Annotated in this window: 16 protein-coding genes and 1 pseudogene; 10 read left to right on the top strand and 7 right to left on the bottom strand. The window is 74.0% G+C overall.

All coding sequences use genetic code 11. From position 1 onward, the window contains the following. The 5 genes from AB0H12_RS22860 to AB0H12_RS22840 are packed head-to-tail and all read left to right on the top strand — an operon-like array spanning position 1 to position 6390. Positions 1-1062 (top strand): hypothetical protein, encoded by a 1062-nt coding sequence (locus AB0H12_RS22860; protein WP_499625028.1) that lies wholly within the window; start codon positions 1-3, stop codon positions 1060-1062. Continuing rightward, positions 1059-3512, top strand: coding sequence for a serine/threonine-protein kinase (locus tag AB0H12_RS22855; RefSeq protein WP_499625026.1), 2454 nt, complete (start codon positions 1059-1061; stop codon positions 3510-3512). Before AB0H12_RS22860 ends, AB0H12_RS22855 begins: the two co-directional genes overlap by 4 nt. A 2-nt stretch (positions 3513-3514) precedes the next feature. Continuing rightward, the gene (locus tag AB0H12_RS22850) at positions 3515-4483 is read left to right on the top strand and encodes a PP2C family protein-serine/threonine phosphatase (RefSeq protein ID WP_499625024.1); all 969 of its coding nucleotides are present in this window, start codon (positions 3515-3517) and stop codon (positions 4481-4483) included. Then, positions 4473-5753: a vWA domain-containing protein gene (locus AB0H12_RS22845; protein ID WP_499625022.1), complete on the top strand. Its 1281-nt coding sequence runs from the start codon at positions 4473-4475 to the stop codon at positions 5751-5753. Before AB0H12_RS22850 ends, AB0H12_RS22845 begins: the two co-directional genes overlap by 11 nt. Positions 5754-5757: 4 nt before the next feature. Continuing rightward, positions 5758-6390: an FHA domain-containing protein gene (locus AB0H12_RS22840; protein WP_499625020.1), complete on the top strand. Its 633-nt coding sequence runs from the start codon at positions 5758-5760 to the stop codon at positions 6388-6390. Between the two features lie 73 nt (positions 6391-6463). Here AB0H12_RS22840 and AB0H12_RS22835 read toward each other — a convergent pair whose 3' ends face one another. The 3 genes and pseudogenes from AB0H12_RS22835 to AB0H12_RS22825 form a co-directional block, all read right to left on the bottom strand. Next, positions 6464-6940: a Rossmann-fold NAD(P)-binding domain-containing protein gene (locus AB0H12_RS22835; RefSeq protein WP_499625018.1), complete on the bottom strand. Its 477-nt coding sequence runs from the start codon at positions 6938-6940 to the stop codon at positions 6464-6466. 170 nt (positions 6941-7110) lie between these two features. Next, positions 7111-7311: pseudogene (locus AB0H12_RS22830) on the bottom strand (SDR family oxidoreductase); the annotation flags it as partial. Continuing rightward, positions 7308-8153, bottom strand: coding sequence for an NmrA family NAD(P)-binding protein (locus AB0H12_RS22825; protein ID WP_499625017.1), 846 nt, complete (start codon positions 8151-8153; stop codon positions 7308-7310). The gene AB0H12_RS22825 and the pseudogene AB0H12_RS22830, both read right to left, overlap by 4 nt. Positions 8154-8211: 58 nt before the next feature. On the opposite strand from AB0H12_RS22825, the gene AB0H12_RS22820 reads away from it, so the two are divergent. Beyond that, positions 8212-8700, top strand: a complete 489-nt coding sequence (locus AB0H12_RS22820; RefSeq protein ID WP_499625015.1) for a MarR family transcriptional regulator — start codon at positions 8212-8214, stop codon at positions 8698-8700. Between the two features lie 194 nt (positions 8701-8894). Continuing rightward, on the top strand, positions 8895-9380 hold the full coding sequence (locus AB0H12_RS22815; RefSeq protein WP_499625013.1) for a MarR family winged helix-turn-helix transcriptional regulator: 486 nt from the start codon (positions 8895-8897) through the stop codon (positions 9378-9380). Positions 9381-9432: 52 nt separating this feature from the next. On the opposite strand, the gene hrpA is transcribed toward AB0H12_RS22815, so the two are convergent. The 3 genes from hrpA to AB0H12_RS22800 are packed head-to-tail and all read right to left on the bottom strand — an operon-like array spanning position 9433 to position 14958. Continuing rightward, positions 9433-13335 carry an ATP-dependent RNA helicase HrpA gene (gene hrpA / locus AB0H12_RS22810; protein ID WP_499625012.1) on the bottom strand — a complete coding sequence of 1301 codons (3903 nt, stop codon included), beginning with the start codon at positions 13333-13335 and terminating at the stop codon, positions 9433-9435. A 41-nt stretch (positions 13336-13376) separates the two neighbouring features. After that, positions 13377-14168, bottom strand: a complete 792-nt coding sequence (locus tag AB0H12_RS22805; protein WP_499625010.1) for a thioesterase family protein — start codon at positions 14166-14168, stop codon at positions 13377-13379. 34 nt (positions 14169-14202) lie between these two features. Next, positions 14203-14958, bottom strand: a complete 756-nt coding sequence (locus AB0H12_RS22800) for an isocitrate lyase/PEP mutase family protein (RefSeq protein ID WP_499625008.1) — start codon at positions 14956-14958, stop codon at positions 14203-14205. Positions 14959-15236: 278 nt separating this feature from the next. Here AB0H12_RS22800 and pdxR point away from each other — a divergent pair, with 278 nt between their 5' ends. The 3 genes from pdxR (at position 15237) to AB0H12_RS22785 (ending at position 18490) form a co-directional block, all read left to right on the top strand. Next, the gene (pdxR, locus tag AB0H12_RS22795; RefSeq protein ID WP_499625006.1) at positions 15237-16595 is read left to right on the top strand and encodes a MocR-like pyridoxine biosynthesis transcription factor PdxR; all 1359 of its coding nucleotides are present in this window, start codon (positions 15237-15239) and stop codon (positions 16593-16595) included. A 172-nt stretch (positions 16596-16767) separates the two neighbouring features. Then, positions 16768-17742: a hypothetical protein gene (locus tag AB0H12_RS22790; RefSeq protein WP_499625004.1), complete on the top strand. Its 975-nt coding sequence runs from the start codon at positions 16768-16770 to the stop codon at positions 17740-17742. A 31-nt stretch (positions 17743-17773) separates the two neighbouring features. Continuing rightward, positions 17774-18490: an MBL fold metallo-hydrolase gene (locus AB0H12_RS22785; protein ID WP_499625002.1), complete on the top strand. Its 717-nt coding sequence runs from the start codon at positions 17774-17776 to the stop codon at positions 18488-18490. Positions 18491-18508: 18 nt separating this feature from the next. Here AB0H12_RS22785 and AB0H12_RS22780 read toward each other — a convergent pair whose 3' ends face one another. Continuing rightward, a complete protein-coding gene (locus AB0H12_RS22780; protein ID WP_499625000.1) occupies positions 18509-19795 on the bottom strand; it encodes a hypothetical protein in 1287 nt (428 codons plus the stop codon). Positions 19796-19798: the final 3 nt, after the last annotated feature.

The following is a 19798-nucleotide window of genomic DNA, read 5'->3' as shown; positions in this document are numbered from 1 at the left end:
ATGGGCTCCCTGGACGAGGAGCTGGCGGCGTTCCAGCGGGAGAGCGACCGGGTGGCCGAGTCGCTGCTGGCGATGGAGGACCACCCGGGCCACCGGTTGCTGCGCGGCGCCGTGCTGACGGGCGGGTCGGCGCGGCGGTGGGAGGCGGCGAACGCCGGGATGGTGCGGCTGTGGGAGTGGTTCGACGCCTACCGCGCGTTGCTGCGGCAGGCGTCGGACGCGCGCGACCCGGCGGAGTTGGCGCGGTTGCTGCGCGGCCCTGCGATCGCGCTGCCGGAGGCGTCGGCGCGGACGTTGACCGGGCCGGTGGCGCGGCAGGTGACGTTGCGCGCGCTGGTGGAGCGGATGAAGTCGGAGTACGCGCAGGTCATGGCGGTGCTGACGGAGGCGCACGAGGCGTGGGGTCGGCGGTTGGCGGTGCTGGAGCCGTTGGCCGGGCAGGTCGCGGGGATCGACTCGCCGGCGGCGGAGGGGCTGCGTGCGGAGGTGGCGCGGGCGCGGGCCCGTGCGGTGGCCGACCCGTTGACACCCGATCCCGCGGTGGCGGACCTGGTCGCGCGGGTGGCGGAGGTGAGCGCGCTGCACCGGACGTTCTCGTCCCGTGTGGCGGCCCTGTCGCGACTGGTCGCGGAGGTGGAGTCGGTGCGGGCGCGGGCGGCCGAGGTGCGGGTGGAGGTCGTGGCGAAGATCGCAGGCGGCCACCCGCCGGTGCCCGCCGAGGACGTGGCCGGGGCACTCGACGGGCTGCGGGGACGTTTCCCGGACGTGGCGGAATCGGACGTGGCGGCCGTGGAGACGGCGGTGGGCGCGGCCGTGGCGCGGGCGCGGGAGGTGGAGGCGCACCTGACCGGGTCGCTGGACCGGCGTGCGGAGCTGCGCGGCCGGTTGGACGCCTACCGGGCGAAGGCGGCCGGGCGCGGGTTCGCCGAGGACGCGGAGCTGCTGGCGCTGCACCGGCGGGCTCGTGACGTGCTGTCCGGCGCACCGTGCGACTTGAACGCGGGGACGGTGGCGGTGCTGCGGTACCAGCGTGCGGTGCTGGCCAGGACGGAGGCCCGATGAGGACGTGTCCACGTGCCGGCTGCGGCGGGACGGTCGACGACGACGGTTTCTGCGACGTGTGCGGCCTGGAAGCGCCGGTGCCGGCGTCCACCGCGCCGGCCGCCGGCGCTGCGCGCGGTCCCGCGGCCGGTCCGGGCGGCGGTGGTCCGGCGGGCGGCGCGGGTAGCGGTGCGGCCGGTGGTCGGCGTGGCGGGTCGGGAGCCGGCGGTAGGGCCGAGGTCGGCGCGGACAGCGGGCCGGCCACCGGCGCCTACCCCGCGCCCGGCACCGACAGCGGGCCCGCCACGGGCGCGTACCGCGCGACAGGTCCCTCGACGGGGCCGGGCACGGCGCCGTGGTCGATCGCGGGGGCGTCGGCGGCGCGGGCGCGTCGGGCGTCGGCGTCCACCCGGTCGTCCGGGCGCGGGCGGTTGGGCGCGGGGTTGGTCGAGGTGCCCCGGGTGCCCTACCGGGATCCGAAGACCGCCGTGCTGGCCGACCCGGAGGTGCCGGAGGCGAAGCGGTTCTGCTCCAGCTGCGGCAAGGAGGTCGGGCGCGGTCGGGACGGCAGGCCCGGTCGGGTCGAGGGGTTCTGCGCGCACTGCGGTCACCACTACTCGTTCACGCCGAAGCTGGCGCCCGGCGAGGTGTTGCACGACCAGTACGAGGTGCTGGGGTGCCTGGCGCACGGCGGTCTCGGCTGGATCTACCTGGCCGCCGACCACGCGGTCAGCGACCGGTGGGTGGTGTTGAAGGGCCTGTTGGACTCCGGTGACGCGGACGCGATGGCGGCGGCGATGGCGGAGCGCCGGTTCCTGGCCGAGGTGGAGCACCCCACCATCGTCAAGATCCACAACTTCGTGCGGCACGCCGACCGGGCCAGCGGCGAGCTCGTGGACTACATCGTGATGGAGTACGTGGGCGGCACGTCGGTCAAGGACATGATCAAGCAGTTGCGGGCGGACGGCACGGGCACCGAGTCGCTGCCGGTGGCGCAGGCGATCGCCTACGCGCTCGAGGTGCTGCCCGCGTTGGGCTACCTGCACGACGTCGGCCTGCTGTACTGCGATTTCAAGCCGGACAACGTGATCCAGACCGAGGAGCAGTTGAAGCTGATCGACCTGGGCGCGGTGCGGCGCATCGACGACCGGCACTCCCCCATCTACGGCACGATCGGCTACCAGGCGCCGGAGATCGGCACGGACGGCCCGTCGGTGGCCTCCGACCTGTACACGGTGGGTCGGGCGTTGGCGGTGATGAGCTTCCAGTTCGACTTCCGAGGCCGCTACAAGGAGTCGTTGCCGTCGCCGGAGGAGCAGCCGTTGCTGCGCCGGCACGACTCGTTCCACCGGTTCCTGCTGCGGGCCGCGCACCGTGATCCGGAGCAGCGGTTCGGGTCGGCGGAGGAGATGGCCGAGCAGTTGACCGGTGTGCTGCGGGAGGTGTTGGCGCAGCAGGACGGCACGCCGCGGCCGGGTGTGTCGCGGCAGTTCACGCCGGAGCGGCGGGCGTTCGGCACGGAGGGCGGGCTGGACGTGCGGGCGGCGGCGACGGGTCTGCCGGTGCCGCAGGTGGACACGTCCGACGCGGCGGCGGGTTTCCTGGCGACGGCGGCGACGACGGGTGACCCGGACCAGGTGGTGGCGGCGTTGCGCGCGGCGCCGGTGCAGACGGTGGAGGTGCGGTTGCAGGTGGTGCGGGCGTTGATCGAGGCGGGCCGGGTGCGTGAGGCGGTCGGCGAGTTGGACGCGTTGGCCTCGCCGTTCGACCCGGACGACCCGTGGACGCCCGTGCCGGACGACTGGCGGCCGGGCTGGTACCGGGGTGTGGCCGCGTTGGTCGACGGCGGGGGTGATCGGGCGCGGGCGGCGTTCGAGCGGGTGCGCGACGCGTTGCCGGGCGAGGCGGCGCCGAAGCTGGCGGTGGCGGTGTGCGCGGAGGCGTCGGGCGACGCCGAGGCGGCGGCGGCCGGGTACGAGGTGGTGTGGCGCACCGATCACGCGTACGTGTCGGCGGCGTTCGGGCTGGCCAGGGTGCTGGTGGCGCGGGGCGAGCGGGAGGCGGCGGTGCGGGTGCTGCACTCGGTGCCGGACACGTCGGTCCACCACGTGGCGGCGCAGGTGGCGGCGGTGCGGGCACAGTTGGGCGCGGCGCGGGAGTGCGCGGCCGGTGACGGGGCGGAGGCGTTGGCGGAGGTGATGGCGGCCGGTGCGAGGCTGTCGGGGTTGGAGTTGGACGTGGCGAGGCGGGCCGGGTTGACCGTGGAGTTGTTGGGTGTGGCGTTGGAGTCGTTGCCGGGCGCCGGCGCGGCGCCCGGCGGGAGGCTGCTGGACTGCGAGGTGAGCGAGTCGGGGCTGCGGTCGGGCCTGGAGCGCTGCTACCGGCAGTTGGCGCGGCTGGCCGACACCCCGGAGGAACGCATCGCTCTCGTCGACCGCGCGAACGCGGTCCGGCCCAGGACGTTGGTGTGATCATGGAATCCTGTCCCGAGTGCTCGTCGCCGGTGGCGTCGCAGGACCGCTTCTGCGAGGCGTGCGGGCGCAACCTGCGGCTGCAGCGGACACCGGTGGGCGGTCCGGGGTCGCAGTGGCCGCCGATGTGCGCGTGCGGTGGTGAGGAGTTCGACGCGGACGGGTTCTGCGAGCAGTGCGGTCGGGCGCGGCCGTCGGCGCGGGACCGCGTGGAGTTCGTGCTGCCGGGGGTGGCCGGGGTCAGCGACCGGGGCAAGCGGCGGCAGCGCAACGAGGACTCGATGGCGTTCGGGCGGGTGCGCGGACGTGGTGTCGCGGTGGTGGTGTGCGACGGGGTGGCGTCGTCGGAGCGGGCCGAGCAGGCGTCGCAGACGGCGGTGGACACGGCGGCGGACGTGCTGTTGACGGGGTTGCAGGCGGGGATGGACGCCGAGTCGTCGACGACGGACTCGGTGGTGGCGGCGAACGAGGCGGTGGGCCGGTTGGCGCGGCCGGAGGCGGCGGAGGTGGCGCCGTCCTGCACGTTCGTGTCGGCGGTGGTGACCGACGATTCGGCGACGGTGGGGTGGGTCGGCGACAGCCGCGCCTACCTGGTGGCCGAGGCGGGCGCGGCGCGGTTGACCACGGACGACACGTGGGCGGCGCAGTTGGTGGCGGAGGGCGTGCTGACCGAGGAGGAGGCGCTGACCGACCGGCGGGCGCACGTGCTGTCGCGGTGGTTGGGCGCGGACTCCGGGGTCGAGGCGCCGCAGACGGTGACGTTCAAGGTGGAGACGCCGGGGCTGCTGGTGCTGTGCAGCGACGGGTTGTGGAACTACGTGCCGGAGCCGGAGGACCTGCTGGAGGTGCTGCCGCGCGGTGTGCCGCCGATCGAGGTGGCGCGGGAGCTGGTGGAGGTGGCGTTGAAGGCCGGCGGGCACGACAACATCACGGTGGTCGTCGTCCAACTGCGGGGTGGGCATGGCGCTTGAGTTCGCGGTCGAGGTGTTCCAGAACGAGTACCTGCCCGACGGCGCCGCGGACGTCGACGCGATCGTCACGGTGACCGCGACGGGCGCCGCGGCGCAGGTGGTGTCGGCGGACGCCGCCGAGGTGGTCATCGTGGACACGTCGGCGTCGATGGCCTACCCGCCGTCGAAGCTGGTCGCGGCGAAGCAGGCGACGGCGGCGGCGATCGACGCGTTGCGCGACGGGGTGTGGTTCGCGGTGGTGGCGGGCACGGACACGGCGCGCGTGGTCTACCCGCGGGTGCGGGAGCTGGTGGTGGCGGATCAGCGGACGCGGGCCGAGGCGAAGCAGGCGGTGCGGCGGTTGCGGGCCGACGGCGGCACGGCGATGGGCCGGTGGCTGGCGCTCGCCGACGAGCTGTTCGCCGGCTGGGCGGGCGGGCCGCGGCACGCGATCCTGTTGACCGACGGCGAGAACCAGCACGAGTCGCCACGCCAGTTGACGAAGGTGCTCGACGCGGTGGCGGGCCGCTTCACGTGCGACTGCCGCGGTGTGGGCACGGACTGGCAGGTGGCGGAGCTGCGCCGGATCGCGGAGGCGATGCTGGGGACGGTGGACATCGTGGCCGACCCGGACGGGTTGGCCGCGGACTTCCGGTCCATGGCGGTGGCGGCGATGGGCAAGGCGGTGGCGGACGTGTCGTTGCGGTTGTGGACGCCGGAGGGCGCGCGGGTGGTGTCGCTGAAGCAGGTGTCGCCGGGGTTGCGGGACCTGACCGGGCGGCGGGTGGAGTCGGGGCCGCGCACGGGCGAGTACCCGACGGGCGCGTGGGGCGGCGCGGAGAGCCGCGACTACCACCTGCGGGTGCGGGTGCGGCCGGCGGCAGTGGGCGACCGGATGCTGGCGTCGCGGGTGAGCCTGGTGGGCCCGTCGGGTGACGTGCTGGGGCAGGGGCGGGTGTTGGCGGTGTGGACCGGGGACTCGGCGTTGTCGACGCGGATCAGCTCCGAGGTGGCCCACTACACGGGGCAGGCGGAGTTGGCGGAGGCGATCCGGGACGGTTTGGAGGCGCGCAAGTCCGGTGACGTGGGTCGGGCGACGGCGAAGCTGGGCCGCGCGGTGCGGCTGGCGCACGAGTCGGGCAACACCGACACGGCGAAGCTGCTGGCCAGGGTGGTGGAGGTGGAGGATCCGCGGACGGGGACGGTGAAGCTGCGCGCGCGGGTGGCCGACGCGGACGAGATGACGCTGGACACCCGGTCGACGGTGACCAAGCGGGTCGGGAAGGGCTAGGCGGATGGCGACCTGCCCGGCCGGCCACGACTCGGCGACCGACGACTACTGCGACGTGTGCGGCGCGCCGGTGCCGTCCGGGTCCGGGCCGTCCGCGCCGGCGCGGGTCGTGGAGGAGACGTGCGCGGCGTGCGGCGCGGTGCGGGTGGGTCGGTTCTGCGAGGAGTGCGGGCAGGACTCGTTGAACCCGGTCGTGGCGCCGTCGCGGCCGCCGGCGCCGGTGTCGTGGCACGTGACGGTGGAGGCGGACCGGGCGTACTTCGAGCGGGTGGTGGCGGTGGGCGGGCCGGACGCGAGTGCGATGGCGTTCCCGCGGTTCTGCCCGCCGCGCCGGTTCGGGTTGGCGGGGCCGGAGGTGTCGATCGGGCGGCGGAGCCGGTCGCGGGGCATCTTCCCGGGGATCGACCTGGTGGGTCCGCCGGAGGACCCGGGTGTGTCGCACCACCACGCGGTGCTGGTGGTGTCGGGTGACGGGTGGGCGGTGGTGGACCTGGGTTCGACGAACGGGACCACGGTCAACGAGGGCGACACCCCGTTGACGCCCCACCGGCCGCACCCGTTGGAGCCGGGCGACCGGGTCCACGTCGGCGCGTGGACCACGATCACCCTGCACCTCTCAGCCGGCGGACAGGTGTAGCGCGAGCGTGCCCGCGGCGAGCAGCCCGAACCCGGACGAGGGGTCGGGTCGCGCAGCCGGCGACGGCGAGGGCTCACCCCCGGAACGCGTCGGCGTGCTCGACGGCCCACTGGGCGTAGGTGCGGGCGGGGCGGCCGGTGACGCGTTCGACCACGTCGGTGACGGTGGCACCGGATTCGGGGACGTTCGCGTAGAGCCCGATGACGAAGTCGGCCTTCTCCGCCGGTCCGCCGGGTGCGACGCGGTAGATCTGCGGCGACGGCGGTTCGGCGGTCCACAGGGCTCGGGCCTGTTGCGGGGTGTGTTCCTCGAACCGCAGGTCGCGGCCGGTGGCGTCGGCGAGGTGGCGCACCTTGTCGCGCGGGGTGAGCGCTTCGGGGCCGGTGAGGGTGTTGGTCTGCCCGGCGTGGCCGTCGGTGGTCAGCGCGGTGGCGGCGACGGCGGCGATGTCGGCTTCGTGGACGCAGGCGCTGCGCCGGTCGCCGTGCGGTTCGCGGATGACGCCGTCGGCGCGCAGCGGCGGTCCCCAGTCGGGCAGCGTGTTGGCCATGAACTCCAGCGGGCGCAGCTGCGTCCACTCCGGACCGCTCGCGCGGACGGCGGGTTCGAGGGTGCCTTCGGCCCAGCCGCCCGGGAGGGTGACGCGGCCGACGCCGGCGCGGCGGCGGCGACCTGCTCGCCGTTGCCCAGCGGCCGGTAGCCGTGCCCGAAGTTGATCAGGTGGGCGGCGGTGGCGCCGGCGAACGCGGCGGCGAGGCTGTCGACGTCGGTGGTGTCGCCGCGCACGACCTCGACGTCGGCGGGCAGGCCGGCGTTCTCGGGGTGGCGGCTCAGCGCCCGGACCTGGTGGCGGGCGGCGAGCAGGTGGGTGACGAGGTGGCGGCCGACGGTGCCGGTCGCGCCGGTGACGAGGATGGTCATGCGGGCTCTCCGGTGAACAGGCGGGTGTGGTCGGCGACCCACTCGGTGAAGGTGCGGGCGGGGCGGCGGAGGATCTTGTCGACCTCGCCGGTGACGCCGGCGGGCAGGCCCGCTCCCCTGGCGTAACGGGCCATCAGGGCGTGGACGAACGCGGGCGGCAGGCCGGCCCGGACCATGCCGTCGGCGGCCGGCCCGGGCGGGACCTCCTGGTGGCGCAGCGGGCGGCCGAGCACGCCGCCGATGATCGCGACGAGTTCGGCGTGGGTGTGGGAGCCGGGTCCGGTGACCTCGACGCGGCGGCCGTCGAGCATGTCGGTGGTCAGGGCGTGGGCGATGACCTCGGCGAGGTCGCGTTCGTCCAGCGGCGCCTCGGCGAAGTCGGCGTAGGGGCCGCGCACGACGTCGCCCGCGCGGATCTGGTGCGCCCAGGCGGTGGCCGTGTTCGAGGCGAACGACCCCGCGCGCACGCTGACCCACGGCAGGCCGCTGCCGGCGACGGCGGCCTCGGCTTCGGCGTTGCGGTCGCCGCGGTGGCGGGAGGGCTGGTCGGCGGGGTCGTCGTCGACGTTGAGGGCGGAGAGCGCGACGACCTTGCCGACGCCGGCGGCGCGGGCCCGGGCGACGAGGGCGACCGGGTCGGCGACGGCGCGCGGGTGGACGAACAGGGCGGTGACGCCCGCCAGGTGGTCGGGGTCGTCGTCGTCGTCGTCGACGAACGTGACGTGGTCGGCGGCGCCCGCGCGGGCCCGCGGGTCGCGGCTGACGGCGCGCACGGGCCCGGTCAGCAGTCGGACGAGGTGGCGGCCGACGAGGCCGGTCGCCCCGGTCACCAGGACGGTCATGAGCGGTTCCCCCGGATAGACTTCGTGCGGATCGGATACGATACGGAGACCATATCATATGAGTTCCATAAGTTCTGGTGCGGCGCGTGACCGGCGGCGGACCGGCGCGGCGATCAAGGAGGCGCTGCGGGAGCTGCGCAACCAGTTGTCGCTGCTCAACCACCAGGTCTCCCGGCGGCTCGAGCTCAAGGACGTCGACCTGGACTGCCTGGAGCTGGTGCACAAGCACGGGGCGATGACGCCGGGCGAGCTCGCGCGGCTCGCGGGGCTGCACCCGGCGACGTTGACCGGGATCCTCGACCGGTTGCAGCGGGCGGGGTGGATCACGCGGGAACGCGACCCGGACGCGGCGGACCGGCGTGCGGTGACGGTGCGCGCGCTCAAGGAGCGCAACCCGGAGCTGTTCGGGCTGTACTCGGGGATGAACGCCTCGCTGGACGGCCTGTTCGCCGGCTACAGCGAGGCCGAGCTGGCGTTGGTGGCGGATTTCCTGCGGCGGACCGCGGCGTTGGGACGAACGGCGACCGAGGAGTTGGCGCAGGATTAGCTCGGACGAGCGGAGTCCGCGACTGGGCCGGGCGCGCGGACGCCGGTGGGCCGTCGCGCGGGTTTTCGCCGGGACGCCCGCACGCGTTGTCGATCACGAATACGGTGGGGTGGTGCGGATCGAAGGGGGCCGCGGTCGGTGCGGCGCCGGGCGGCGGGTCGTCCGGCACGGGGTCGAGGGGGGCAGGAGGGGTGATGGCGGACGCGGTCGACCAGGTGTTGGCGCAGTGGTCGGTGCAGCGCCCGGACGTGGACACCTCGCCGATGGCGGTGCTGACGCGGGTGACGCGGCTGGCGCGGCTGCTGGAGCGCGAGTTGCGGGAGTTCACCGGCCGGTTCGAGCTGGAGCCGGGAGAGTTCGACGTGTTGACCACGTTGCGGCGGGCGGGCTCGACGCAGGGCATGACGGCGGGCGCGTTCCTGTCCGCGTCGCTGGTGACGGCGGGCGCGATCACCAACCGGATCGACCGGATGGAGGCCAAGGGCCTGGTGGAGCGCGTGCCCGACGCCACGGACCGGCGGCTGGTGCGGATCACGCTGACCGACCGCGGCGGCCGGTTGGTGGACGGGATGCTGGCCGAGCACATGCGGCAGTACGCGCGGCTGCTGGAGCCGTTGGACGAGGACACGAGAGCGGTGGTCGCCGACGCGTTGCGGGCGTTGCTCGAGCAGTGCGAGTAGCGCCGGGTCCGGGCGGGCCGACCCGCGTCGACCCGTCCGGACCCGGCGCCTGCTAGCGGGGCACGGCGTCGAGGGCTTTGAAGATGCGCTTGTCCGAGACCGTGTAGCGGGTGCCGATGGTCTGGGCGAAGTAGCTCAGCCGCAGTTCCTCGATCATCCAGCGCACCTCGTCGAGCTCGGGGTGCGGTTCGTCGGCGGGCAGGGCGGCGCGCAGTTCGCGGTACTCGGCGTGCACGGCGTGGACGCGGTCCATCCACTCCTGGTCGCGGCGGACGTTCTCGGGCAGCTTCTCCAGCCGGCGGGCGATGCCCTGCAGGTAGCGGTGCACGTCGCCGAGCCGGCCGGCGCCGGCCTCGGTGACGAAACCGGCGTGCACCAGGCCGGTGAACTGGGCGCGCACGTCGGCCAGGGACTCCTCGAAGACGGGCCCGCGCACGCCGTTGATCCGCAGTTCGACGTCCTGGGCGGCTTCCAGGACGCGGCGGACCTTGTGCACCACGTCGAACGTGGTCTCGCCGAGGCCTCGGCGGACGTGGTCGGCGAGCTTGGCGAACGAGGCCTCGGTCCACACCGGGCCGCCGGCGTCGCGCAGGAGCTCGTCGACGGCGGCGGAGATGCAGTCGGCCAGCAGCGGCGCGACACCGCCGTGCGGGTTGCGGGTCAGCGCGAGCTTCTCGGCGTTGTTCAGACCGCGCTGCAGGGACTTGACCGGTGACGGGGTGGTGAGCAGGAGCAGCCGGCGGGTGCCGCGCCACATGGCCTGCCGCTGGCGGCCGGGCGTGTCGAGGATCTCCACCGCGACGGTGTCGCCCTTGTCGACCAGGGCGGGGTAGGCGGTGACGACGATGCCGGACCGCTGCCGCTGCACGGTGCGCGGCAGGTCGCCGACGTCCCAGGTGGTCAGGCCGGTGCGGGCGAGGTTGCTCGCGGCGGCGGCGAGGGTTTCGCGCAGCTGTCCGCGCAGGCGGGCCTTGAGCGCGGCGAGGTCCTTGCCCCGGGCGAGTTCGCGGTCGTTCTCGTCGACGATCTCGAAGGTGAGCTTGAGGTGCTCGGGCACCTGGTCGAGCTGCCACTCCTCGCGGGGCACGACGACGCCGGTGAGGGTGCGCAGCTGCCGTTCCAGGGCGGGCAGCAGGGGTTCGTCGGGGTCGATGCCCGTCAGGGCGGCGGCGGCGACGTCGGGCACGGGCACGAAGTTGCGGCGCAGCGGTTTGGGCAGCGACCGGATGAGCGCGACGACGAGTTCGGTGCGCAGGCCGGGGACCTGCCAGGACAGCGAGTCGTCGGGCAGGGCGGTCAGCGCGGGCAGGGGCAGCTTGACGGTGACGCCGTCGACGGCCGCGCCGGGTTCGAACCGGTAGGTCAGCGGCAGGGTCAGGCCGCCGCGGCGCAGTTCGTCGGGGTAGGCGTCGGGGGTGACCGCGGCGCGGTCGTTGACGAGCATGGCCTTGTCGAAGGTGAGCAGGTCGGGCTGGGTGTGGCGGGCCTTCTTCCACCAGGTGTCGAAGTGCCGGGCGGACACGACGTCGGCGGGCACGCGCTGGTCGTAGAAGTCGTAGACGGTCTCCTCGTCCACGACGATGTCGCGGCGGCGGGCCCGGTTCTCCAGCTCCTCGACCTCGGCGAGCAGGTCCCGGTTGCGCTGGAAGAACTTGTGGTGGGTGGTCCACTCCCCCTGCACGAGCGCGTGCCGGATGAACAGCTCGCGGGACAGCCCGGGGTCGATGCGCCCGTAGTCGACCTTGCGCGAGGCGACGATCGGCACGCCGTAGAGGGTGACCTTCTCCAGGGCGACGACGGAGCCGCGCCTGGCTTCCCAGTGCGGTTCGCTGTAGGTGCGCTTGACCAGGTGCTCGGCGAGCTTCTCGGCCCACTCGGGTTCGATCTTCGCCACGGTCCGGCCCCACAGCCGCGAGGTCTCCACCAGTTCGGCGGCCATCACCCACTGGGGCGGTTTGCGGAACAGGGAGGAGCCGGGGAAGATCGCGAACTTCGCGTTGCGGGCGCCGAGGTACTCGGTGGCCGCGCGCTTGCCCGGATCCCGTTTGGGGACGTCCTTGACGCCGATGTGGGACAGCAGCCCGGACAGCAGCGAGACGTGCACGTTGCGCGGGTCGGCGGGCTGGTCGTTGACGTGCACGCCGAGGGTCTTCGCGACCTGCCGCAGCTGCTGGTAGATGTCCTGCCACTCGCGCACGCGCAGGTAGTTGAGGAACTCGGCGCGGCACAGCCGGCGGAACTGGTTGCTCGACAGCTCCTTCTGCTTCTCGCGCACGTGCTGCCACAGGTTGAGGAACGCGGTGAAGTCCGAGTCGGGGTCTTTGAAGCGGGCGTGGAACTCGTCGGCGGCCTGTTGCTTGTCCGAGGGGCGTTCGCGGGGGTCCTGGATGGACAGCGCGGAGGCGATGACCATGACCTCGCGGACGCAGCCGTTGCGGTCGGCCTCGATGACCATGCGGGCCAGGCGGGGGTCGACGGGCAGCTGGGCGAGCTTGCGGCCCAGCGGGGTGAGCTTCTGCTCGGCGGGCAGGATCGCGCCGAGTTCCTGCAGCAGCTGCACGCCGTCGGCGATGTTGCGCGCCTCGGGCGGGTCGATGAACGGGAACGCGGCGATGTCGCCCAGGCCGATGGAGGTCATCTGCAGGATGACCGAGGCGAGGTTGGTGCGCAGGATCTCCGGGTCGGTGAACTCCGGGCGCGCGTCGAAGTCGTCCTCGCTGTAGAGGCGCACGCAGATGCCTTCGGAGACGCGGCCGCAGCGGCCCTTGCGCTGGTTGGCCGACGCCTGCGAGACGGGTTCGATGGGCAGCCGCTGCACCTTGAGGCGGTGGCTGTAGCGGGAGATGCGGGCGGTGCCGGGGTCGACGACGTACTTGATGCCGGGCACGGTCAGCGACGTCTCGGCGACGTTGGTGGCGAGCACGACGCGGCGGGCGGTGTGCGGCTGGAAGACGCGGTGCTGCTCGCCGAACGACAGCCGCGCGTACAGCGGCAGGATCTCGGTGTTGCGCAGCTCCAGGGCGGCGAGGGCGTCGGCGGTGTCGCGGATCTCGCGTTCGCCGGACAGGAACACCAGCACGTCGCCGGGCCCTTCGGCCTGCAGTTCGCGCACGGCGTCGCAGATGGCCTGGGTCTGGTCGCGGTCCGGGTCGGCGTCGGGGTCCTCGGGGTCGACGACCGGGCGGTAGCGGACCTCGACGGGGTAGGTGCGGCCGGAGACCTCGATGACGGGGGCGTCGCCGAAGTGCCGCGAGAACCGCTCGGGGTCGATGGTCGCGGAGGTGATGACGACCTTGAGGTCGGGCCGCTTGGGCAGCAGCTGCTTGAGGTAGCCGAGCAGGAAGTCGACGTTGAGGCTGCGTTCGTGCGCCTCGTCGATGATGATCGTGTCGTAGCGCGACAGCATCCGGTCGGTCTGGATCTCGGCGAGCAGGATGCCGTCGGTCATGAGCTTGACCAGGGTGTCCTCGCCGGACTGGTCGGTGAAGCGGACCTTGTAGCCGATGGCGCTGCCCAGCTGGGTGTCCAGCTCCTGCGCGACGCGTTCGGCGACGGTGCGCGCGGCGAGGCGACGGGGCTGGGTGTGCCCGATCTGGCCGAGCACGCCGCGGCCCAGCTCGAGGCAGATCTTGGGCAGCTGGGTGGTCTTGCCGGAGCCGGTCTCGCCGGCGACGATCACGACCTGGTGGTCGCGGATGAGCGCGGCGATGTCGTCCTTGCGGGCGCTGACGGGCAGCTCGGCCGGGTAGGTGATCTTCGGCACGGCCTCGCGGCGCAGGGCGACTCGCAACTCGGCGGCCTCCAGCTCGGCCTCGATCTCGGCGAGGACGGCGGCGCGGGCGGAGTCGTCGCGGACCTTGCGCGCGCCCTCGAGCCTGCGTGCCAGCCTCCGCTGGTCCCGCGACATCAGTTCGGACAGGCGTGGGCGCAGGTCAGCGTGCGACATCTGGTTCATTTGGGTCAAGGATATCGAGGGTGGGCCGGCGGGGCTGCCGATTATCGGGTGGCCGACACGGCGAGTTGGCGCGACTGGGCGACCAGCCGACCGGTCGTGTCCCACAGGTCGACGTCCTCCTCGTGGTAGCCGCCGGCGAGGTGCCGGGTGGAGACGCGGGCGGCGAGCCAGTCCGACGCGGGCCGGGCGCGGACGTGGACGGTGAGCTCGATCGTGGAGGCCTCGGTGACGCCGAGTTCGAGGACGGCGGGCGCGGCGGTGTCGACCAGGGTGGCCAGGCTCGCGGTGTCGGCGGGGCGGCCGTCGGCGAAGCGGATCCAGAACTCGGCGCGCGGCGTGCCGGTGGGTCGGCCCCGGGCCCAGCCCTGCGGTTCGGGCGCGCGCACGTCGACGCGGTCGGTGACGGTGACGTCGGGCAGGCGCAGGCCGCCGTAGGCGTCGACGCACTCGTCGGGCGGCGGCAGGTCGGGGGCCTCGTCGAGGACGTGCGTGCGGCCGGTGGCGCCGCCGAGGTCGGCGTAGCTGGCCACGACGCGGAGCACTTCGCGGTCGCCGCAGCTCAGGCGCGCCTCGCCGGTGGACAGCCGCCAGCCGGCGCGCACGACCTCGGTGTCGACGCGGGCCGGTCCGACGACACCGGGGCGCAGGAAGTGGGCGCCGACGACGAGCGGGTCGGGGTGCGGCAGCACCTCGCCGAGCGCCCGCAGGCAGAACGCGACGAGGTAGCCGCCGTTGGGCCGCCCGCCGCCGCCCGCCCACCGGTCGGTGACGTGCGTGGCGAACCGTCCGTCCCCCGTCGCGTCCACCCGCGTGTCGGTGTCCCACTCGTGCATGGGCTCACCCTAGTGGGCGTTACCGGCGGGTAGGTCAGCCTCGGTACGGACTGCCGCCGTCGAGCATGTCGGTGGCCATCTTCTTGAGCTGCTTCATCATCAGCACGTTGTGCAGGCCGGGGCCGAAGCTGACCCGCGCCACGCCCAGCGGGGCCAGGTCGTTCGGCGTGGGCGAGCCGGGCTCGTGCGCGATGTTCACCGGGCGACCGCCCACCGCCTCGACGAACTCGGCGACCCGATCGCGGGGCAGCCGCATCGGGTAGACGCAGTCCACGCCCGCCTCGAAGTAGGCCTGCGCGCGGCGCACCGCGTCGTCGAACGACTTCTCGCCGTGGAGGAGCTCGTCGATCCGGGCGTTGATCACCACGTCGGCGTCGGCGGCGCGCACGGCGGCCAGGAAGTCGGCCTGCTCGCCGATGTCGATCATGGTCTTGGTGCGGGGATCGGAGTCCTCCAGGTTGCAGCCGGCCGCGCCCGCCTCGACGAGGCGCTCGGCGATCTCCGCGGGCGGCAGGTCGTAGCCGCGTTCGATGTCGGTGGTCACCGGCACGTCGACGGCGGTGGCCATCCGGCGCACGGCGTCGAACGACACGTCGGCGGGCATGTCCCCGTTCTTGAAACCTAAGGCGGCGGACACGGCGGCACTGGTGGTGGCCACCACCGGGTGGCCCGCCTCGGCGAAGACCCGCGCGGAGGAGACGTCCCACGCGTTGGGCACCACCAGCGGCTTGCCCGGCACGTGCAGCGCGCGCAGCGCCTTGGTCGCCTCGGTCACATCGGTCCTGGTCACATCGACTCCCGTCACGACGGGGGACGTGGCCGCGCGGCGACCCCGACCCCGTTCCACGGGTGATCACCGTGATCACCCGTGTCGATACTGCCGGCTCCCCTCGGCTCGGACACCGCGGCCCGCTGCTCTGATCGCCGCTGCGCCGCGGCCTCGCGAAGGCCGCGTGACGTCGGTTTCCGGGTGTGGTGCGAGGTTTGTCCGCCGCGCCGGATCCGCGACGCGGCGGGCCGTGCGGGCGGGGCCCGGTGGTGACCTCGGCCGTGGTTAGGGTCCGGTCCGTGTCGAACGAGTGGGCCGTCGCGGGCGTGGACCTGCACCTGGAGCTCGATCCGGCGTCGTCGCGGCGCGGCGGGTTGGAGCGCGCGTTGCGGGAGGCGATCCGGGCCGGCCGGTTGGCGCCGGGCGCCCGGTTGCCCGCGACCCGCAGGTTGGCCGGCGAGCTCGGGTTGGCCCGCAACACGGTGGCCGCGGCCTACGACCAGCTGGTGGCGGAGGGCTACCTGACCGCGCGCCGGGGTGCGGGCACGCGGGTCGCGCCGCTGCCCCGGGCCGATCCGCCCGCCGCGGCCCCCGCGCCGGCCGGCCCGGGGCAGCGGCACGACCTGACGCCGGGCAGCCCCGACGTGTCGGCGTTCCCGACGGCGGCCTGGTTGCGCGCGACGCGCCGGGCGTTGACCGCGGCGCCGGCGAGCGCGCACGGGTACGGCGACCCGCGCGGCCGGGTGGAACTGCGCACGGCGTTGGCCGAGTACCTGGGCCGCACGCGCGGTGTGCGGGCCACGCCGGAGCGGATCGTGGTGACCTCCGGGTACGTCCAGGCGTTGGCGCTGGTGGCGTCGGTGGTGGACGGGCCGGTGGCGATGGAGGACCCCGGCCTGCCGTTCCACCGCGACGTGGTGGCGCGCGCCGGGCGCCGGGTGGCGCCGTTGCCGGTGGACGACCGGGGCGCGACGACACCGGTCGACGCGGCGGCGGCCGTGGTGACGCCGGCGCACCAGTACCCGACGGGTGTGCCGCTGCACCCGTCGCGGCGGCACGCGCTGACCGCGTGGGCGCGCGAGTCGGGCGGGGTGCTGCTGGAGGACGACTACGACGGCGAGTTCCGCTACGACCGGCAGCCGTTGGGCGCGGTGCAGGGCACCGCGCCGGATCACGTGGTGTACGCGGGCAGCGCGTCGAAGACGTTGGGCCCGGGCGTGCGGTTGGGGTGGCTGGTGCTGCCGCCGCGCTGGGTGGACCCGATCGTGGACGCGAAGCTGCACGCCGACCACCACACCGAGGTCGTGGGCCAGCTGGCGCTGGCCGACCTGATCGGCACCCACGCCTACGACCGGCACATCCGGGGCTGCCGGTTGCGCTACCGGCGGCGCCGCGACCTGCTGGTGCGGCGGCTGGACGACCTCGGCGTGCCCGCGCACGGCGTGTCGGCGGGACTGCACGTGCTGGTGGAGCACCCGGACGAGGCGGCCGTGCTGACCCGCGCCGCCGGGCACGGGCTGGCGTTGTCGGGGCTGCGCCACCACTGGCACGACCCGGACCACGCGACGCGGCACGGCGTGGTCGTGGGGTACGCGACCCCGGCCGAGCACGCCTACCGCGCCGCGCTGGACGCGCTGGCCCTGGCCCTCACGGCGTGAGGGCCAGGGCCGTGAGGGAGCGGCCGTCGCTGTAGAACAGGCCCGACAGGGGTAGCCGGCGTGCTGTTGCGCCAACGACAACCCGCCGTTCGGCGGCTGGCGCGGCGGCACCCCGGCCGATGAGCTGGACCACGCGATGAGTCGGGGGACGGCCCATCGAGGGGGAGTCGGTTTGTTCCTACCCGTGCCGGTGCCCGTGCTGCCGCCCAGCACCGCACTGGCCGAGCTGGCGACCGCGGGCGAGCACCACGCCTGGCTCGCGGGCACCACCGGCGTGTTCACCAGCCGACCGTCGGCGCCGCTGGTGCTGAGCTGGACCGGCGAGACCTGGCGCGAGGAGCCGCTGCCCCGCCTGCCCGCCGCGGCGAGCCTGTCCGGGGTGTCCGCCACCGCGCCCGACGACGTCTGGGCGGTCGGCAACAGCGCCGGGAGCCCGCTCGTGCTGCACTACGACGGCACGGCCTGGCGGATCGTCGGCACACCCCGCATCACCTGGGCCAAAGCCGTCACCGCGGTCCGCCACGACGACGTCCACGTCGTCGGCACCGGCCGCGACGCCCTGCACTACGACGGCACCGCCTGGCGGCTGCGCGCCGCGGTGTCCTCGGCCCGCGAAAGCCTCCAGACCATCGCCGCCGCCGGGCCACGCCACGTGTGGGCGGGCGGCGGCGGCCTCGCCGGCGCCGGACCCGCCACCTACGAGTACCCCCTCCTCGTCCGCTGGGACGGCGCCGCCTGGACCGAGGTCGCCGGACCGCGCACCGAACGCGGCCACGTCGCCCGCCTCGCCGCCACCGCGCCCGACGACGTGTGGCTCGGCCACGTCCGCGACACCGAAGGACTGCGCGTGCACCGGTGGGACGGCGAGCAGTGGAACACCGTCCCCGCACCCGAGGACACCGGCCGGCTCAGCGTCCACGGCGTCGCCGCCGGCTGGACCTGGGGCGTGCGCGCCACCCGCGGCACCTTCGAGACCAGACCCGCCTTCCACCGCTGGACCGGCGACGGCTGGACCGCCGTGGCCCTGCCCGACGACCTCGCCCGCGCCTCCGCCTCCCACGTCGGCCTCGCCACCGCCGGCGCCACCACCTGGGCCTACCTCAAAACGGCGGCCGGCGTGCACGTGCTGCGCCACACGGTCCCGTGACCACCCACCACACCTTGGGTCACACTGTCGCGTGACCTTCCGCCTCACCGTCCTGGGCACCGCCACGCCCTACCCCCGCCCCGGCAACCCCTGCTCCGGCTACCTGCTGCGCACCGAGCACACCGCCGTGTGGGTCGACGCCGGCCCCGGCACCCTCGCCGAGCTGCAACGCCACCACCGCCCCGACCTCCTCGACGCGGTCTGGATCTCCCACACCCACGCCGACCACGCCGCCGACCTGCTCCCCTACTACTACGCGCTGCTGTTCGCCGACCGACAACCACACGCGCCCATCCCCCTCTACGGCCCACCCGGACTCGCCGACCGGCTCGAGACCTTCCTCGCCGGCGCGTCGCCCAACCCGGCCTCCGCCGCGTTCGACGTGCACGAACTCCACGACGGCCACCACGCCGAGATCGGCGACCTCACCCTCGCCAGCCGCGCCGTCGACCACGGCCTGCCCGCCTTCGGCCTGCGCGCCACCCACGGCGACGCCGTGTTCGCCTACTCCGGCGACACCGGCCCCTGCCAAGCCCTCGACGACCTCGCCGACGGCGCCGGCCTGTTCCTGTGCGAAGCCGACGGCGCCGGACCGCACCACTGCTCCCCCGAGGACGCCGCCGCGGCGGGCCGCCGAGCCCGACGCCTCCTGCTCACCCACGTCGGCCACACCGTCGGCGCCGTCCAAGCCGCCGAACGCGCCCACGCCGCCGTCGCACGACCAGGTGAAACATTCACGATCAGGTGATCCCAGCCGAGTGAAGTCTCACGCCTCCCGAACCACACCCACCCTCGCCAACCGACGCGCCAACGCCACCCCCATACCCGCCGCCACCAGCAACGGACCCACCAACTGCGCCACCGTCGCCACCACCACCGGCGACCCCGGCAACACCAACACCACCAACAACACCACCGTGCCAACCACCCACGACCCGGTGATCGCCGACCGCGCACCCAACGCGATCAACGCCGGCTGCAACACCTGAGCCACCATCAACAAGATCGTCCCCACCCCCAACGCACCCATCAACACCCACGACAACCCCGCCTCCGCCCCGAAGAACACCCGCACCGCCCACGGACCCAACACCGCCGACCCCACCGCACCCGCCACACCCACCACCAACACCCACACCGTGATCCGCCGCAACACCGCCCGCACCGCACCCAGATCACCGCGCGTCGCCGCCTCCGTCAACCCCGGCAACAACAACGCCTGCACCGGCGAGAACACGAACAACGGCACCCTCACCAGGATGAACGCCGACGAGAACGCCAACGCCAACGCCGCGTCCTGCGGCAACCGCGCCGTCACCACGATCGGCGCCACGTTCGCCACCGCCTGCACCAACAACCCCGCCAACACCAACAACGCCAAACCCTCCACCCGCTCCCGCGGCCCCTCCGAAGCCACCACCCCACCCACCACCACCGCCGACCGCGACCGCAACCACACCAACCCCGCCACCACACCCACGACCGTCCCCAACGCGAACGTCAACCCGAACACACCGGCACCCGCCACACCCACCGCCACCACCACGACCGCACCGAACAACCGAGCGAATCCCTCACCCGCCAAAGTCGCCGCATAACCCGAGAACCGCTGCATTCCACCCAACACACCACGCACCAGGTAAATAGCCGCCGAAGTCACCACCGCCACCACCACCGCCACGAACAGCGGCCACGACCCTTTCAACGACCGCTCCACCAACACCGGCGACACCACCACCAGCACCGCCACCACACCCAACGTCAGCACCACACCCTCACGACCCACCCGACGCACCGCCCCACCAGGCCGTTCACCCCTCGCCAACGCCCGCGACGTCGCATGACTCGCCTGCTGCTCCAACGCCGAAAAGATCCCCGGACCCACGATGTTCGCCAACAGGTAGAACGCCGCCACCGCCGCCGCGTCCGACGCCGACAACGAATGACCCCCGATCGCCACGAACGCGTAACCCGACGCACCGAGAACCAACGTGCCCAACCCCACGACGACAGCAGGGCTCAACCGACGCGGGGGCATGATGTCTGCGCTCACCGC

This window comes from Actinosynnema sp. NPDC023794, from assembly GCF_040639675.1.
GTDB classification, from domain to species: domain Bacteria; phylum Actinomycetota; class Actinomycetes; order Mycobacteriales; family Pseudonocardiaceae; genus Actinosynnema; species Actinosynnema luteola.
Note: the sequence above shows the minus strand (reverse complement) of the source record. Positions and strands in the feature narration are given on the sequence as shown.